The sequence below is a fragment of the Phenylobacterium sp. GW823-FHT02A09 genome, assembly GCF_058797775.1.
In genome coordinates this window covers 636299-651791 of the sequence record NZ_JBXAJZ010000001.1, presented here as the reverse complement: position 1 = coordinate 651791, position 15493 = coordinate 636299, and the positions used below count along the sequence as shown (strand labels likewise).

The following is a 15493-nucleotide window of genomic DNA, read 5'->3' as shown; positions in this document are numbered from 1 at the left end:
ATCCACCCTGGCGCCACCCGACATCCATCAATCGTCGACAGAGCCGCCAGATGGTGCGGCGCTCTGCCGAGGACCGACCATGACCGCCGCCGTCGCCGCCGAACCCAGCCTGACCGACCTGGCGATGCAGGCTGCTCCGCTGCTTGAAAGCCGCTTGGCGAAGTCGCGCGTCCCCGCCCTCGCCGCCGCCGTGCTCAATCGCAACGGCGTCGTCTGGTCCGGCGCGTCGGGCGTCCGTCGAAAACTCGATGATGCGCCCGTAAGTCATTCCGACCGTTGGCATCTCGGGTCCAACACCAAGGCCATGACGGCGGCCCTGTTCGCCCGTCTGGTGCAGGCCGAACTCACCCATTGGGACGCGCCGCTGGCCAGCCTGTTTCCAGACCTCCGGCCGGACGCCGCCTGGGAGGCCCTGACCATAGCCGACGTGCTGCGGCACCGCTCCGGGCTGCGCGACCGCGGCCTGGTCGACGCCGCCTGGATCGCCCATGCCCGGTCCTCGCCCGCCGAGGCCATCGAGCAGCGCAGCGAGCTGACGGCGCGGGCGCTGCGCGGCCCGCCGCGCCGGGGAGATCGTCGCTTCGCCTACGCCAACGCCAACTACGTGATCGCCGGCGCGGCGATCGAGCGGATCACGGGCCAGACCTGGGAGAACGCCATGCGGACCTGGCTGATCGAGCCGCTCGGCATGAGTTCGGCCGGCTTCGGGGCGCCGCGCGGCGAGCAGCCCTGGGGGCACCCGAGCAAACTGGCCGGCTTGCGCGTCGGCGCCGCCATCGATCCCCTCCTGCCCGCGTCCGACAACCCGGCCTTCCTCGGCCCCGCCGGCACCGCGCACATGTCGCTGAACGATCACGCCAAGTTCGCGCGGCTGTTCCTCGCCGACGGCGCAGGATTCCTGACCCGCGCCAGCATCGGCGCCCTGACGACCCCGCCGACCGGCGAGCCGAACGACTACGCCTTCGGCTGGGGCGTCATCGCCAATCGCCCCTGGGCCCGCGGTCCCGTCTTGCTGCACGAGGGCTCGAACACGCTCTGGCACTCGGTCATCATCGTCGGCCCGCAGCGCGGCCTGGCGGTTCTGACCGCCGCCAACGCCTCCGGCCCTGGTGGCCGCGCCGCGCAGGGACTGGCGCTGGACCTCGTCAAGCTATACGCAGGCGCCGACCGGCCGTGAGCCTTCCGCGGGTCGATGCGCACGGGCTGGCCCGGTTCTGCGCACAATCTCCACAATCGCTCCGCTCGTGGCCCCCATGGACAACGCCCTCATCCTGATCGTCGAAGACGAGCCCGAAATCGCCGAGATCCTCGACGCCTATCTCGGGCGCGACGGCTTCCGCACCGTACGGGCGGGCGACGGGCTGACGGCGCTGCAGCACCATCGGATGCTGCGTCCCGATCTGGTCGTGCTCGACGTCAAGCTGCCCAAGGCCGACGGGTTCGAGGTGCTGGCGGAGATCCGCCGCCGCGGCGACACGCCGGTGATCATGGCCACCGCCCTGGCCGAGGACCTCGACAAGCTGTCGGCGCTGCGCATCGGGGCCGACGACTACGTGGTCAAGCCGTTCAACCCGCTCGAACTCGTCGCCCGCGCCCGCGCGGTCCTGCGCCGAACCCAGGCCCGCGGCGTCAGCCACCTGCTGCGCCTGGGGCCACTGGAGATCGACCCCCAGGCCTATTCGGTCGTGGTCATCGGCGACGTCGAGTCCAAGGCGCTCGACCTGACGCTCACCGAGTTCCGGCTGCTCGAACACATGGCGCGCACCCCGCGCAAGGTGTTCAGCCGCGCCGAGTTGCTCGACGCCTGCCTGCCCGACGGCGACGCCCTTGAGCGCACGGTCGACAGTCATGTCTCGAACCTGCGCCGCAAGTTGGAAGCGGCGGGCGCGGCGGACCTGCTGGAAGGCGTCCGCGGCGTCGGCTACCGGCTCGCCCTCCTGCCATGAGCCGCCTGCGCCGCCTGCCGCGCCGCCCCTGGAAGCTGAGCGCCCAGTTGGTCGCGGCGATGACGGCGGTCGTCGTCCTCTCGGTGATCATCATGATCGGCGGGATGGCGCTGTACTACCTGATCCTCGACAAGGTCCTGCGGCTGCAGATGCCGCCGCAGGCGCTGGCCGCCTATCACGCCATCGAGGCCAACAAGCTGCCGCAGCCCGCCGACTTCCAGGTGCTGCTCGACGTTCACAAGGGCCTGGAGACCCAGCTGAGCCTGATGGAGCTCGGCGCCCTGGCCGTCTGCGGCGCGGTGGCGCTGACCGCCGGCGTCGCGGCGGCGCTCTGGTTCGCGCGCAGCATCAGCGATCCCCTGCATAGGGTGGCCGCGACGGCGCGGCGCGTCGCTGGGGGCGATCTGGGCGCGCGCGTCCTGCAGCCGGAGACCGGCGGCGGCGCCGGCGAGACCCACCAGCTGATCGCCGATTTCAACCTGATGGCCGACGAGATGCAGCGCGCCGAACGCGACATGCGCGAGAGCGTCGCGGCGATCGCCCATGAGCTGCGCACGCCGCTGACCGTGTTGCGCGGCCGGTTGCAGGGCATGTCGGACGGCGTATTCGTGCCCGACAGCAAGGGTTTGGCGGGGCTGATCCTGCAGGTCGACTCGTTGACCCAGATCGTCGAGGACCTGCGCACCCTGAGCCTGGCCATGGCCGGCCGGCTCCTGCTGCAGCCTGCGAACCTGGACCTGGCGCAAGAGATCGAAGCGGCGGTCGACGCGCTCGCCCCGGACTTCACCGCCGCCGGGCTGACCATCGAGCGCGACCTTCGCCCTGCGCCCGTGCGGGCCGACCCGGCGCGGCTGCGCCAGGTGCTGCTGGTGATGCTCGAGAACGCGCGGCGCTACGCCCTGACCGGCGGCGTGGCTCGCGTCGAGACCCGGCGCGGCGAAGGCATGGTCTATCTGCGGGTGCTGGACCGCGGCCCAGGCCTGCGGGTCGGCGACGAAGAGCGCGTCTTCGAGCGGTTCTGGCGGGCCGATGAATCCCGCTCGCGCGACGCCGGCGGCACGGGCCTGGGTCTTGCCGTGGTCAAGGCCATCGCCGAGGCGCACGGCGGGACGGCCATCGCGTTCGCCCGCCCCGGCGGCGGCGCCTGCTTCGAAATCCGCCTGCCGGCCTGAACTCCCGATCTTTCCAGCCCTCCCTCGCCGCTCGGCGCGGCCTGCGCCCAAGCTCCACACTGGCCGCTGAAATGAACCTCGCACGGTCGAGTTGCGGCCGAACTTGCGAGGAGAGTTGAGTATGAAATTCTGGATCATTCCCCTGGCCGGCGCCCTTTCGCTCGGCGCTACGGCCGCCAGCGCCGAACCGTTCCAGGGCTTCCATGTCGGCGCCGGTATCGGCGGCTCGAAAGTCCAGTCCGAAGACGCCATTCCGGGCTTCGTCCGCAAGGCCGACAACGACGCCAGCGGCTTCGCCTATCGCGCCTTCGCCGGTTACGACATGCGCCTGTCCGAGCGCGTGGTGATCGGCGCTGAGGCCGGGATCAGCGGCGGCGACAAGAAGATCGAAAGCCGCGTCGACAACGCGCGCGTCAAGGTCGATCCGGGCCGCGGCTATGACGTCACCGCGCGGCTGGGCTTCCTGGCCACCGACAACCTGATGCTCTACGGCCGCGCCGGCTGGGCGCGCCAGGACTTCGAGCGCGAGATCCGCTTCACCAACAGTTCGACGGTGATCCGCAGCGACAAGGACGTCGACGGCAAGCTGTTCGGGGCCGGGGCGGAATTTGCGGTGTCCGACAACATCGCCGTCCGCGCCGAATACGACCGCACCGACTTCGACGGCGACCGCAAGCGCGACCGCCTGCTGGTCAGCGCCGCCTACCGCTTCTGATCCTACGCGGCCGCGCAGTCCCCCCATTGCGCGCGGCCGCAGGGGGCGGCCCCTTGCCCCGGGGCCGCCCCGCCTTCGTCAGCCTAGGACGAGCACCGTCCCAGGACACGCAGGGGTGGAAGCCGCGCCGTTCCGGCGCCATGCTCGATCCGAACGCCCTTGGGCCGTCAGATTCGGAGGCGAGATGGCCGCGATGCGGTCCTGGAATCGCACCATCGCGACGTCGGCGGCGGCCTGGGCCGTGCTCGCCCACGCGGCCGCGGCCCAGGACGGCGCACCCCTAAGCTTCACCGCAGCGCAAGAGCAGTTGCTCAATCGCTCCGACAGCCTGGCGGCGGCGCGGGCCGGCCTGCGGGCCAGTCAGGACCAGGCCGACGCGGTCCGGATGCTGGGAACGCCGTCGGTGTTCCTCGACGCCCAGCTGCTCCGCTACCAGAAGACCATCGACATCTCGCTCGACCCGGCCAAGGAGCTGGTGCAGTCGTCGGTCGACGGCTTCCTGGCGTCCTTGCCCGCGCTGCTGCCCAACGTGCCCGGCGGACTGCTCGACGCCATCTCGAACAATGTGAGCCAGGGGCTGTCGGGCGTGCTCAGCGGCGTCCCCGGCGCGGCCCGGCTCAGCACCGAGCAGACCCTGTTTCGCCCGACCGTCGCCGCCGTGGCGCCGATCTATACCGGCGGCCTGATCACCGCGACCAAGGCGGCGGCCAACGCCGGCGTGCGCCAGGCTGACGCCGAGCTGGCGAGCGCCGCGGACCTGGCGGTGTTGCGCCTCGTCCAGACCTATTTCGGGCAACAGCTCGCGCAGCAGGTTTTGTCCGTAAGCACCGAAAATCGCGACGGATTCGAACGTCACTATCAGGACGCTTTGAAATTCGAGCGCGAGGGCTTCATCAGCAAGGCCCAGCGCCTGCAGGTGCAGGTGGCGCGCGACGCGGCGGTCCGCCAATACGACCGCGCCGCCGCTGAGTACGAGACATCCCGCGCCGTGCTCGCCAAGCTTCTCGACGAGCCGGGCGCGGTGACCCCGACCTCGCCGCTGTTCGTGGGGACCGCGCCGCTGGAACCGGCGCAGATCTATGTCGATGCAGCGCTCGCCGACCAGCCGGAGCTTCGCAAGCTCGACGCCCTGCGCGACCAGGCCGCCCAGGGCGTGAAGGTCGCCCAGGCCGCCCAGAAGCCCAAGGTCTACGGCTTCGCCGAGTACAACCTGAACCGCGAGGACGCCTTCCTGATCGAGCCGGACTGGATCTTCGGCGTCGGCGTCCACTACACGCTTCTGTCGGGCTTGAACCGCGGCAAGGCGGTCAGCGCCGCCCGCCAGAAGGAGCTGCAGGCCGGCCATGCGGCGCAGGCCGCCCGCGACGCCCTGGAGACCGCCACCCTTCGCGCCCATCGGCAGGTCGAGACCGCGCGCCGCCAGCACGCCTCGTTGGCCATCAACATCGAGGCCGCCGCCGAGAACATGCGCCTGCAGGACCTGGCCTTCCGCGAGGGCCAGGCCAATCCGGCCGAAGTGATCGACGCGCGCGTGGTGCTGAGCATCGCCCAGACGCAGCGGGCGGCCGCCGCCTATGAATACGACCTCGCCCTGGCCGAACTGCTGATCGCCTCCGGCCGCATGCAGCAGTACGGCGACTACGTCGCGCGTTCGGAGAAGGCCACGCCATGACCGACGCCGCAAAATCTCGCCGTAATCTCTTGATCTGGCTGGCGATCATCGCCGTCATTGCAGTGATCGCGGTCGGCCTGTGGCTGGCCTATCGCCCCGCGCCCGACCAGCTCCAGGGCATGGTCGACACCGACGAGATCACCATCGCCACCAAGGCGCCGCTGTCTCGGGTGGAGAAGCTTCTGGTCTCGCCGGGACAGAGCGTGCGCGCCGGCCAGGAGCTGGCGATCTTGTCGAGCCCGGAGATCGACGCCAAGGCCGCGCAGGCGGCCGGACTGCTCACCACCGCCGAGGCGCTGCGCTCGCGCACCGACAAGGGCCTGCGCGACGAGGACGTCACCAGCCTGCGCGCCGCCTGGCAGAGCGCCCAGGCCGCCGCGACCCTGGCCCAGAAGACCTTCACCCGCACCGACAACCTGCACCGCGAGGGCGTGATCTCGACCCAGCGGCGCGACGAGGCGCTGGCCGCGCGCGACGCCACGGCAAAGCAGGCCGAACTGGCGAAGTCGCAGTACCAAAAGGCGCTGAACGGCGCGACGGCCGAGGAGAAGGCGGCCGCCGACGCCCAGGTGCAGATCGCCAAGGCCAGCGTCGCCGAGACCGACTCCCTGCGCAGCGAGACCCGGCTGACCGCGCCGCGCGCCGGCGAGATCTCCAAGCGCATGGTCAACGGCGGGGAGATCGTGCCCCTCGCCTTCCCGGTCTTCACCCTCGTCGATCTCGGCGACCTGTGGGTCACAGTCAATGTCCGCGAGGACCAGTTCGACAGCCTCAAGACCGGCCAGGTCCTCAGCGGATCGGTGCCGGCCCTGCAGCGCAAGACCGCCCGGTTCAAGGTCGACTACATCAGCCCGCAGGGCGACTTCGCCACCTGGCGCGCCACCCGCCAGTCGCGCGGCTACGACGTCCGCTCCTTCGAGGTCAGGCTGCGGCCGGTCGACCGGCTCGACGGCCTGCGTCCGGGCATGAGCGTGCTGTTCGACTGGCCGCAGTAGCCATGTTCCAGGCCCTCGCCGCCGCCGTCCGCCGCGAGCTGGCCTGGCTGCGCGCCAGCCCCTGGGACCTGGGCCTGGTGACCCTCGGCCCGCTGGTCACCCTGGTCGTGCTCGGCTGGATGTTCGTCGCCAGCGTCGCCCTCCAGCTGCCGGTGGCCTATGTCGACCAGGACCATTCGGCCGTCAGCCGCCAGCTGCTGCGCAACCTGGAAGCCTCGCCGCGCGTCGAGGTGGCCGCCCGCCCCGATGACCTCGCCGCCGCCTGGGCGCTGATCCGGTCAGGCGACGTCTGGGCGATCGTCTACGCGCCCGAGCACACCGAGCGCGAGATCCTCGCCGGCCGCCAGGCGACCATCTTCGTCTACGAGAACGCCGCCTTCTATTCGCTGGGCACGCTCGCCTCGCTGGGGGCCTCCGAAGCCATCGGCGGTCTGACCGCCGGCATCGCGCCGGAGCTCGCCAAGACCCGCAACCTGCCTCTGGCCCGGCTGTCGGCGCCGCACATCCAGTCAACAGTGCTGTTCAATCCCCAGCTCAGCTACGAGTGGTTCCTCGAAGCGCTGCTGCAGCCGGGCGTGCTGCACCTGATGATGAGCTGCGTGGTGGTCATGGCTGTCGGGCGCGAGCTGCGCGACGGCACGGCCAGCGAGTGGCTCGGCGGCGCGCCCGTCGCGGCCCTGACCGGAAAGCTCGCGCCGTATGTGCTGGCCTTCACCGCCTGGAACCTGCTCGGCGTCGGCTGGCTGTGCGGGGTCCGCGGCTGGGGCGTCCATGGCGACATGGGCCTGCTGATCCTTGGTCAGTTGCTGCTCTACGCCAGCTATGCGGCGTTGGCGGCGATGATCGTGCTGCTGGTCCGGAACATCGCCACGGCGCTCTCGGCCGTCGCCGTCTACGGCGGGCCGGCGATCACATTTTCCAACGCCACCCTGCCGACCATCGACGCGCCGCTGTTCACCCAGATCTGGAGCCACGCGCTGCCGTTCACCGCCTACATCGAGCTGCAGATGCAGCAGATGTTCATGGGATCTCCGGCGGCGGCGTCGCTGCGCCCGCTGGCCGCGCTGGCGGCGTTCACGGTGGTCCCGTTCGCCATCGCCGTCCTGCTGGCGCGGCGTGCAACCACCGCAAAGCCCGCCATGGCGACGGCATGAGGTTCGCCTCGGCCTTTGTCGCGACCTGGCGGGCGATCCTCACCCATCGCGCCGCCTTCGCGATCCTGATCCTGGCGACGGTCGCTTATGGCTTCTACTACCCGCTCGCCTATCAGCATCAGACCGCCACCCAGATGCCGTTGGCGGTCGTAGACCTCGACCACAGCGGCCTGAGCCGCCGGCTGATCGCGGACATCGGGGCCACCGAAGGCATCCGCCTCGCGCGGGTCACCGGCGACTTCGCCGAGGCCCGAGGCCTGCTCGAACAGCGCAAGATCGACGGCATCGTGCTGATCCCCGCCGACCTGGAGCGCGGCGTATTGACCGGAACCGCGTCCGGCGGCCTCGCCATCTACGTCAACGGCGCCTACCTGGTCCGCGCCAGCGCCATCGGCTCGACCCTGAAGTCCGTGCTGTCAGGCGCGGTCGAGAGCGCCTTGCGACCGGCCGCCCGCGCGATCGGCCTCCAGACCCTGACGCCCATCGACGTCGTCGTGCGGCCGATGTTCAACACCCGCGAGGGCTACGGCAGCTACGCCGTTTCCGGCGTCGCCATCCTCATCGTGCACCAGACCCTGCTGTTCGGCGTGGTGATGCTGGCCGCCGATCGCCGCCAGGCCCTGCTCGGCCATGTCTCGACGCCAGGCTTCTTCGGCGTGCTCGCGGCGTTCGGGGCATTGGGCCTGGCCAGCACCCTGTTCTATGTCGGCTTCGTGTTCTGGTTTCAGGACTATCCGCGCGGCGGCAATTTCGCGGGCATGCTGACGGCGACCGCGCTCTATGTGCCCGCCGTGGTGCTGATGGCGCTGCTGGTCGGCAGCTTCTTCGACCGGCCCGAACGCTCGACCCAGGTGCTGGTCTCGATCTCCGCCCCGCTGTTCTTCCTGAGCGGGCTCTCCTGGCCGCACAGCGCCATGCCCGGCCCGCTCGTCGCGCTGGCCTGGGCCATTCCCTCGACGCCGGGCATTCAGGCGATGATCAAGCTGAACCAGATGGGCGCCCAGCTTCGGGAGGTGACGCCCGAGTTGCTGGCCCTGGCCGTTCAGGGCGCCGTCTACGGGGGCCTGGCCTACTGGCGCTGGACACGCCCCCGCGCCCAGCCCGCCGCGCCTTAACCGCGCGCGGTAACGAAGCTGCAACGCTGCGGCGAGCAATCTGACCGTGGGGCAAAACGCCCTGCGGACGCACGCGCCCGCCCCCTTGGAACCGAGGCTTCGTCATGCCGCTGAACAGCGTCAATACGAACACCAGCGCCATGATCGCGCTGCAGAGCCTCAACGCCATCAATACGGAATACGCCCAGGTCCAGCGTCGCATCTCGACCGGCCTGAAGATCGCCAGCCCCAAGGACAACCCGGCCATCTGGGCGATCGCCCAGAACATGCGGGCCGAATCCAAGTCGCTCGACGCAGTGATGAGCTCGCTGCAACGCGGCCAGTCGATCGTCGACACGGCGATGACCGCCGGCGAAACCATTTCCGACATTCTCTCGCAGATGAAGGAAAAGGCGCTGGCCGCCACCGAGGCCGGCCTCAGCACCGCCAGCCGCCAGGCGCTCAGCGACGAATATGTCGCCCTGCGCCGTCAGATCGACCTCGTGGCCTCCAACGCCAGCTTCGACGGCGTGAACCTGATTTCGGCCGGCTCCACCGGCGCCATCCGCGCCCTGGCCAACACCAAGGCGACGGCCACGATCAATGTCGATCACGTCGACCTCTCCACCACCGGCGGAGCGATCTCCTCGACCCTCGCCGACCTGATGGGCGGGGTCAGCTCGGCCGACATCAAGGCGCTGGAGGCCTCGTCGCAGCGCGTGTCGTCCGCCCTCTCCAAGCTCGGCGTCGGCGGCAAGGCGCTCGACCGCCAATTGGAGATGAGCTCCAAGCTGCAGGACAGCTACGATTCCGGAATCGGCAATCTCGTCGACGCGGACCTGGCCAAGGAAAGCGCGCGGCTGACGGCGCTGGACGTCAAGATGCAGCTTGCGATCCAGGCGTTGCGGATCGCCAACCAGGGCCCGTCGCTGCTGCTCGCCCTCTTCCGATAGTCACGATCTTCGTCAGCTTGGGCGTTTGGCCCCTCCCAGCGGCGCAGCAAGCGCCTATATCGCGCTGATGGTTGATCTCTCGGTTCTCGATCTCTCGCCGATCGTCGAAGGCGGCAGCGCCGCCCAGTCGTTGCGCAACAGCCGCGACCTCGCCCAGCACGCCGAGCGCTACGGCTACAAGCGCTATTGGTTGGCCGAGCATCACAACATGGCCGGCGTCGCCAGCGCGGCCACCTCCGTGGTCATCGGCTATGTGGCCGAAGGAACCTCGACCATCCGGGTCGGCGCCGGGGGCATCATGCTGCCCAACCACGCACCCCTGGTGATCGCCGAGCAGTTCGGCACCCTCGCCTCGCTCTATCCGGGCCGCATCGACCTGGGACTCGGCCGTGCGCCCGGCTCCGACCAGGCCACGGCCCGCGCCCTGCGCCGCACGCTGGCCGGCGACATCGACGACTTCCCGCGCGACGTCATCGAGCTGATGAACTACTTCGAGCCGGTGAAGCCGGGCCAGCTCATCCGCGCCGTGCCCGGCGCCGGCCTGGACGTCGAATTCTGGATGCTGGGCTCCAGCACCTACGGCGCGCAGCTCGCCGCCGCGCTTGGCCTGCCCTACGCCTTCGCCTCGCACTTCGCCCCCGCCCAGCTGGAGCTGGCGCTGAACGTCTATCGCAGCCAGTTCCGGCCGTCGGAGCACCTGGACAAGCCGCACGTGATGCTGGGCGTGAACGTCACCGCCGCCGACACCGACGCCGAGGCCCAGCGGCTGTTCACATCGCTCAAGCAGGCCTTCATCAACCTTGGCCAAGGCCGCCCGGGCCCGCTGCCGGCGCCGATCGACGACCCGGAGGGCCGCCTCGACGAATTGGGCGGGGCGATGCTGCGGCAGAGCTTGAGCTGTTCGATCGTCGGCTCGCCCGAGCGTGTGCGTCAGGGTCTGGCCGATTTCGTCCGCCGCACCGGCGCCGACGAACTGATGGTCACCGCCCAGGTCTACGACCACGCGGCCCGGGTCAGGTCGTTCGAGATCGCCGCACAGGCGCGCGATGAACTCGCACGCCTGGCGGACGCATCCGTTTAGGAGTTGTCTTCGATTTCGGCGCCGGGACCGTTCTTCTTGATGGAATCGATCGCGTTCTGAGCGCTCGCCTTCGACGAATATCCTTCGGTCGAGAACATCGTTTCGCTGTTGTACTTGAAGCGAACCCGGAATTCTCCGGCCTTGTCCTTATAGATTTCGAACTTGTGCGCCACAGGTCGTCTCCGTTTGACGATTGAACATGCCCGTCCCCTGGCGGGCAGACTTGGGCGCCGCCCCCTTCAGGTCAAGCCTGATCCCCGGGCCGCGCGCCACACTATGGTCACGCTTGGATGATGGCTTTGCGACAGGCGGTCGTGCGCCCCATCTAGTCAGACAGACTGTGTCGCCCTTCCGTTTGGAGCCAGTTATGCGCGCCCTGCTTTTCACCGCCTTCGCCACCTTCGCGCTCGTCGGTTCGGCCTTCGCCGAGCCCATGCCGACCGTCGCCAGCGTGCAGGTCACGCTCAGCCCCGAACTGCAGAAGAAAGCCGCCGAGGAATACGGCGTCCGCGACCTGGAACGCCTCGCGACCGAACTGCGCAAGGACGTGGAGCGCGAGATGCACCGCACCGGCGTGCTGGCCGGCGGCCGTCTGGAACTGACCCTTGTGGACGCGCGCCCCAATCGCCCGACCTTCAAGCAGCTCGGCGACAAGCCCGGCCTGTCGATGGAGAGCTTCGGCGTCGGCGGCGCCAAGATTGAGGGCCGCGCCATTTCGGTCGACGGCGAGGTCACCCCGATCCGCTACGACTGGTACGAAACCGACATCCGCCAATCGCGCCTGACCACCACCTGGTCGGACGCCGAGTACGCCTTCAACCGCTTCGCCTTCCAATTGGGCCGCGGCAATGTGTACGCACGCCGATAACGCCGATAGGCCTTGCCACCCCTAGGCCTGAGGGTTCACATCGCGCCGCTCGCCGGACGCCCGTAGATCCGGAAGCGTTAGGGGATGAGTGAGATGACCGCGCAAGCGGAACGGCGTTCCAACTGGACACTCGCGGCCCTGGCGGCCCCGTGTCTGCCTCTGGCGGGCCTGGGCCTGCCTCTCGTGGTCTATCTCCCCGAGTATTACGCAAACAAACTCGGCCTCAGCCTCGGCGCCGTCGGCATGGCGTTCATGCTGGTGCGGCTGCTCGACATGGCGTTCGATCCCTACATCGGCGGGGTGATGGACGGCACGCGCTCGCGGTTCGGGCGCTTCAAGCTCTGGTTCGCGATCAGCGCGCCGTTGCTGATGCTCGCCTCCTACATGCTGTTCATGGCCAAGCCCGGCGTCTCCACCGGCTACCTCTGGCTCTGGCTGCTGGTGGTCTATGCCGGCGTTTCGATCGCCGGCCTCTCCCAGTTGGCCTGGGCCGCAGTGCTCTCGCCGCAGTACGATCAGCGCTCGCGGATCTATGCCTGGTGGCAGGCCGGCAACGTCGTGGGCATGATCTTCGTCCTCACCCTGCCCGCCCTGCTGCCGCTGCTGGGCGTCACCGGACACCGCGCCGGGGTGCAGGCGATGGGTTGGTTCATCGTCATACTGCTGCCGATCACCGTAGCCCTCGCGCTGTGGCGCGTCCCCGAGCCGCAAGTGGTCTCCGAGGTCAAGAAGTCAGGCTTCCGCGAATACCTGGCGCTGTTCAAGCGCCCGAGCGTGGTGCGCATCCTGGTCGCCGACCTGCTGATCGGCACCGGTCCGGCGATCACCGGCGCCCTTTTCTTCTTCTTCTTCGGCCGCGTGAAGGGCTTCTCGCACGCCGAGGCGAGCCTGCTGCTGCTGATCTACTTCATCGGCGGCCTGTTCGGCGCGCCGCTGTGGACCTGGCTCTCCTACAAGATCTCCAAGCACCGCGCGCTCGCCGTGTCGGGGATCGTCTATGCGGGCCTGACCCTCTGCTCGCTGATAATCCCTCAAGGCGCGATGATCCCCGCCGCGGTGCTGATGTTCATGATCGGCGTCCCCTACGCGGCCGGCGCGTTCCTGCTGCGGGCGATGATGGCCGACATCGGCGACGAAGAACGGCTGGCCAGCGGCGTCGACCGCACCGGTCTGCTCTATGCGATCCTGTCGGGCACCGTGAAGGTCGGCTCGGCCGCCGCCGTCGGCGTCAGCTTCCCACTCCTCCAGGCCATCGGCTTCGATCCCAAGGGCACGGGCGTCGACACCGGCCTCCAGGGCCTGGCGATCCTGTTCGCGGCGGTGCCGGCGGCGATGTCGATCGCCGCCAGCGTCATCGTCTGGGGCTTCCCGCTGACCTCCGAACGGCACGCCGAGATTCGCGCGGCCCTCGCGGCTCGCGATATGAAGGACGCCGAACTCGCAGAGGCCGCCGAATAGTCCATGAGCTCCACTCCCAGCGATCAGCGCCCCATCGACCGCCTGCTGTCCATCATGGCGCGGCTCCGCGACCCTGACGGGGGCTGCGCCTGGGATCTGGAACAGACCTTCGCGACCATCGCGCCCTATACGGTCGAGGAAGCCTACGAGGTCGCCGACGCCATCGAGCGCGGCGACCTCAATGATCTGCGCGAGGAGCTGGGCGACCTGCTGCTGCAGGTCGTCTTCCACAGCCGCATGGCGCAGGAACAAGGGGCGTTCGCCTTCGACGACGTGGCCGACGCCATCTCCGAGAAGATGATCCGCCGCCACCCGCACGTGTTCGGCGAGGACGAGCAGCGCACCAGCGCCGAACAGACCCGCGCCTGGGAGGTCATCAAGGCCCAGGAGCGCGCCAGGAAGGGCAAGAACCAGAGCCTGCTGGACGACGTGCCGACCGGCCTGCCCGCCCTCACCCGCGCCGTGAAGCTGACCGCCCGCGCCGCGCGCGTCGGCTTCGACTGGCCGGACGTCTCGTTCGTGCTCGACAAGCTGCGCGAGGAGACCGCCGAGCTGGAGCATGAGATCGCGGCCGGCCGCGATGTCGCCCGGATGCGCGACGAACTGGGCGACATCCTGTTCGTCTGCGCCAACCTGGCCCGCAAGCTGGACCTGGAGCCCGAGGACGCCCTGCGCTCGACCAACGCCAAGTTCGCGCGTCGTTTCCAGTTCATCGAGGCCGAGTTGGCCAAGCGCGGAAAGTCAGCCGACCAATCCGACCTCGAAGAGATGGACGCCCTCTGGGACGCGGCCAAGGCGGCCGAGAAGGCTTAGAGCGGGGTCAGGTCCGCCTTCGGGAACTGCTGCTCGAACTGACCCAGCGCCTGGGCGTTCAGCCGCACGGCGATGCGCGCGCCGCCATCCTCCTCGTCGACGCGATCCATGACCCGGCCATGCCGGTAGAGCCACGCCATCGCCGCGCCGTCGGAAGCCGTCAGCTTGACCGACACGGGCGGCGCGTCGTCCACCAGACGTGCGATCGTCGCCAGCAGAGCGTCGCAGCCCTCGCCGCTCACGGCCGAAACCATGACCGCCGGCGGCTGGTGGCGGCGGGCGTCGCCGGCGACCTGCTCGCGATCCTCGGGCTCCAGCAGGTCGGCCTTGTTCCAGACCTCGATGACGTTGCGCTCTTCGACATCGACGCCAAGGCGGTCGAGCACGGTGCGAACGTCCTCGGCCTCGGCCTCGCTCTCCTCGCTGGCGATGTCGCGGACATGCAGGATGACGTCGGCTTCCTTCACCTCCTCGAGGGTGGCGCGGAAGGACTCGACCAGTTCGTGCGGCAGATCGGAGATGAAGCCGACCGTGTCCGACAAGATCGCCGGCCGCCCATCGGGGAGGTCCAGCATCCGCAGGGTCGGGTCGAGAGTGGCGAACAGCATGTCCGCCGCCATCACGTCCGCCTTGGTCAGGCGGTTGAACAGGGTCGACTTGCCGGCGTTGGTGTAGCCGACCAGGGCCACGGCCGGGAACGGGTGGCGTTGGCGCGCCCCGCGCTGCAGGTTGCGGGTGCGCCGAACCTCGACCAGCTCGCGCTTCAGCTTGCCGATCTTCTCGGCCAGCAGCCGCCGGTCGGTCTCGATCTGGGTTTCGCCGGGACCGCCCATGACCCCGAAGCCGCCGCGCTGGCGTTCCAGGTGGGTCCAGGTGCGGACCAGGCGCGAGCGCTCATAGGACAGCCGGGCCAGTTCGACCTGCAGGATGCCCTCGCGGGTGCGGGCGCGCCGGGCGAAGATCTCGAGGATCATGCCCGTGCGGTCCATCACCTTGACCTGCCAGGCCTTCTCCAGATTGCGCTGCTGGACAGGCGTCAGGGCGTCGTCGACGACGGCGACGTCGACATCGTGCTGGGCGCAGAGCGCCCCGATCTCGTCGACCTTGCCGCTGCCGAACAGGGTCGCGGGCGTGCGCTTGCGCAGGGGCGCGATGATCGCGTCCCTGATCTCGAGGTCGAGCGCCAGCGCCAGGCCGACGGCCTCGTCCAGGCGCGCCTGTGAGCTGCGCGCCGAGTCGCGGCCGTCTCGCTGGGGATGAATGACGAGCGCCCCCTGAGGGGGCGCTTCACGATCGATGGACTTGGAGGTCAATCGCCCTCGTCTTCCGCCGGTTCATAGAGCTGAACAGGCTGGGCCGGCATGATGGTGGAAATGGCGTGCTTGTAGACCAGTTGCGACTGGCCGTCGCGACGCAGGAGCACGCAGAAATTATCGAACCAGCTCACGACGCCCTGCAGCTTCACGCCGTTCACCAGGAAAATCGTCAGCGGCGTCTTCGACTTGCGGACGCTGTTCAGGAACGTGTCCTGGAGGTTCTGTTTCTTTTCGTTGCCGGACATGGCTTGTCGCC

The 15493-nt window shown here is 69.3% G+C and carries 16 protein-coding genes; 13 read left to right on the top strand and 3 right to left on the bottom strand.

The features are described from left to right. Positions 1-79 precede the first annotated feature (79 nt). The 10 genes from AC1Q87_RS03360 (at position 80) to AC1Q87_RS03315 (ending at position 10782) form a co-directional block, all read left to right on the top strand. Positions 80-1177 (top strand): serine hydrolase domain-containing protein, encoded by a 1098-nt coding sequence (locus tag AC1Q87_RS03360; RefSeq protein ID WP_492607572.1) that lies wholly within the window; start codon positions 80-82, stop codon positions 1175-1177. 76 nt (positions 1178-1253) lie between these two features. Then, positions 1254-1946: a response regulator gene (locus AC1Q87_RS03355; RefSeq protein WP_492607571.1), complete on the top strand. Its 693-nt coding sequence runs from the start codon at positions 1254-1256 to the stop codon at positions 1944-1946. After that, on the top strand, positions 1943-3118 hold the full coding sequence (locus tag AC1Q87_RS03350; protein ID WP_492607570.1) for a sensor histidine kinase: 1176 nt from the start codon (positions 1943-1945) through the stop codon (positions 3116-3118). Before AC1Q87_RS03355 ends, AC1Q87_RS03350 begins: the two co-directional genes overlap by 4 nt. A 121-nt stretch (positions 3119-3239) precedes the next feature. Next, the gene (locus tag AC1Q87_RS03345) at positions 3240-3833 is read left to right on the top strand and encodes an outer membrane protein (RefSeq protein ID WP_492607569.1); all 594 of its coding nucleotides are present in this window, start codon (positions 3240-3242) and stop codon (positions 3831-3833) included. Between the two features lie 193 nt (positions 3834-4026). Beyond that, the gene (locus tag AC1Q87_RS03340; protein ID WP_492607568.1) at positions 4027-5505 is read left to right on the top strand and encodes a TolC family protein; all 1479 of its coding nucleotides are present in this window, start codon (positions 4027-4029) and stop codon (positions 5503-5505) included. Next, positions 5502-6500: an HlyD family secretion protein gene (locus tag AC1Q87_RS03335; protein WP_492607567.1), complete on the top strand. Its 999-nt coding sequence runs from the start codon at positions 5502-5504 to the stop codon at positions 6498-6500. The genes AC1Q87_RS03340 and AC1Q87_RS03335 overlap by 4 nt, the downstream gene beginning before the upstream one ends. A 2-nt stretch (positions 6501-6502) precedes the next feature. After that, positions 6503-7654 (top strand): ABC transporter permease, encoded by a 1152-nt coding sequence (locus AC1Q87_RS03330; RefSeq protein WP_492607566.1) that lies wholly within the window; start codon positions 6503-6505, stop codon positions 7652-7654. Further along, positions 7651-8769 (top strand): ABC transporter permease, encoded by a 1119-nt coding sequence (locus AC1Q87_RS03325; protein ID WP_492607565.1) that lies wholly within the window; start codon positions 7651-7653, stop codon positions 8767-8769. Before AC1Q87_RS03330 ends, AC1Q87_RS03325 begins: the two co-directional genes overlap by 4 nt. A 104-nt stretch (positions 8770-8873) precedes the next feature. Then, positions 8874-9701 (top strand): flagellin, encoded by an 828-nt coding sequence (locus AC1Q87_RS03320; protein ID WP_492607564.1) that lies wholly within the window; start codon positions 8874-8876, stop codon positions 9699-9701. Positions 9702-9768: 67 nt separating this feature from the next. Continuing rightward, positions 9769-10782: an LLM class flavin-dependent oxidoreductase gene (locus AC1Q87_RS03315; RefSeq protein ID WP_492607563.1), complete on the top strand. Its 1014-nt coding sequence runs from the start codon at positions 9769-9771 to the stop codon at positions 10780-10782. Here the strand turns inward: AC1Q87_RS03315 and AC1Q87_RS03310 are convergent. Beyond that, positions 10779-10955 (bottom strand): YegP family protein, encoded by a 177-nt coding sequence (locus AC1Q87_RS03310; protein WP_492607562.1) that lies wholly within the window; start codon positions 10953-10955, stop codon positions 10779-10781. The genes AC1Q87_RS03315 and AC1Q87_RS03310 overlap by 4 nt on opposite strands. A gap of 194 nt (positions 10956-11149) precedes the next feature. Between AC1Q87_RS03310 and AC1Q87_RS03305 the strand changes: the two genes are divergently transcribed. The 3 genes from AC1Q87_RS03305 (at position 11150) to mazG (ending at position 13921) form a co-directional block, all read left to right on the top strand. Further along, positions 11150-11650, top strand: a complete 501-nt coding sequence (locus tag AC1Q87_RS03305; protein WP_492607561.1) for a hypothetical protein — start codon at positions 11150-11152, stop codon at positions 11648-11650. A gap of 93 nt (positions 11651-11743) precedes the next feature. After that, entirely contained in the window at positions 11744-13108 is a 1365-nt protein-coding gene (locus AC1Q87_RS03300; protein WP_492607560.1) for an MFS transporter, read from the top strand. A 3-nt stretch (positions 13109-13111) separates the two neighbouring features. Continuing rightward, positions 13112-13921 carry a nucleoside triphosphate pyrophosphohydrolase gene (gene mazG, locus AC1Q87_RS03295; protein WP_492607559.1) on the top strand — a complete coding sequence of 270 codons (810 nt, stop codon included), beginning with the start codon at positions 13112-13114 and terminating at the stop codon, positions 13919-13921. On the opposite strand, the gene hflX is transcribed toward mazG, so the two are convergent. Both hflX and hfq read right to left on the bottom strand, forming a co-directional pair. Beyond that, the gene (hflX, locus tag AC1Q87_RS03290; protein ID WP_492607558.1) at positions 13918-15234 is read right to left on the bottom strand and encodes a GTPase HflX; all 1317 of its coding nucleotides are present in this window, start codon (positions 15232-15234) and stop codon (positions 13918-13920) included. The genes mazG and hflX overlap by 4 nt on opposite strands. Continuing rightward, positions 15231-15482, bottom strand: a complete 252-nt coding sequence (hfq, locus tag AC1Q87_RS03285) for an RNA chaperone Hfq (RefSeq protein ID WP_183770024.1) — start codon at positions 15480-15482, stop codon at positions 15231-15233. Before hfq ends, hflX begins: the two co-directional genes overlap by 4 nt. Between the last annotated feature and the right edge of the window lie 11 nt (positions 15483-15493).

What these genes read in the sequence shown, in the direction of transcription:
- AC1Q87_RS03360 (WP_492607572.1), top strand. Translation starts at nt 80, where the DNA reads ATGACCGCCGCCGTCGCCGCCGAACCCAGCCTGACCGACCTGGCGATG.
- AC1Q87_RS03355 (WP_492607571.1), top strand. Translation starts at nt 1,254, where the DNA reads ATGGACAACGCCCTCATCCTGATCGTCGAAGACGAGCCCGAAATCGCC.
- AC1Q87_RS03350 (WP_492607570.1), top strand. Translation starts at nt 1,943, where the DNA reads ATGAGCCGCCTGCGCCGCCTGCCGCGCCGCCCCTGGAAGCTGAGCGCC.
- AC1Q87_RS03345 (WP_492607569.1), top strand. Translation starts at nt 3,240, where the DNA reads ATGAAATTCTGGATCATTCCCCTGGCCGGCGCCCTTTCGCTCGGCGCT.
- AC1Q87_RS03340 (WP_492607568.1), top strand. Translation starts at nt 4,027, where the DNA reads ATGCGGTCCTGGAATCGCACCATCGCGACGTCGGCGGCGGCCTGGGCC.
- AC1Q87_RS03335 (WP_492607567.1), top strand. Translation starts at nt 5,502, where the DNA reads ATGACCGACGCCGCAAAATCTCGCCGTAATCTCTTGATCTGGCTGGCG.
- AC1Q87_RS03330 (WP_492607566.1), top strand. Translation starts at nt 6,503, where the DNA reads ATGTTCCAGGCCCTCGCCGCCGCCGTCCGCCGCGAGCTGGCCTGGCTG.
- AC1Q87_RS03325 (WP_492607565.1), top strand. Translation starts at nt 7,651, where the DNA reads ATGAGGTTCGCCTCGGCCTTTGTCGCGACCTGGCGGGCGATCCTCACC.
- AC1Q87_RS03320 (WP_492607564.1), top strand. Translation starts at nt 8,874, where the DNA reads ATGCCGCTGAACAGCGTCAATACGAACACCAGCGCCATGATCGCGCTG.
- AC1Q87_RS03315 (WP_492607563.1), top strand. Translation starts at nt 9,769, where the DNA reads ATGGTTGATCTCTCGGTTCTCGATCTCTCGCCGATCGTCGAAGGCGGC.
- AC1Q87_RS03305 (WP_492607561.1), top strand. Translation starts at nt 11,150, where the DNA reads ATGCGCGCCCTGCTTTTCACCGCCTTCGCCACCTTCGCGCTCGTCGGT.
- AC1Q87_RS03300 (WP_492607560.1), top strand. Translation starts at nt 11,744, where the DNA reads ATGACCGCGCAAGCGGAACGGCGTTCCAACTGGACACTCGCGGCCCTG.
- mazG (WP_492607559.1), top strand. Translation starts at nt 13,112, where the DNA reads ATGAGCTCCACTCCCAGCGATCAGCGCCCCATCGACCGCCTGCTGTCC.
- hfq (WP_183770024.1), bottom strand. Translation starts at nt 15,482, where the DNA reads ATGTCCGGCAACGAAAAGAAACAGAACCTCCAGGACACGTTCCTGAAC.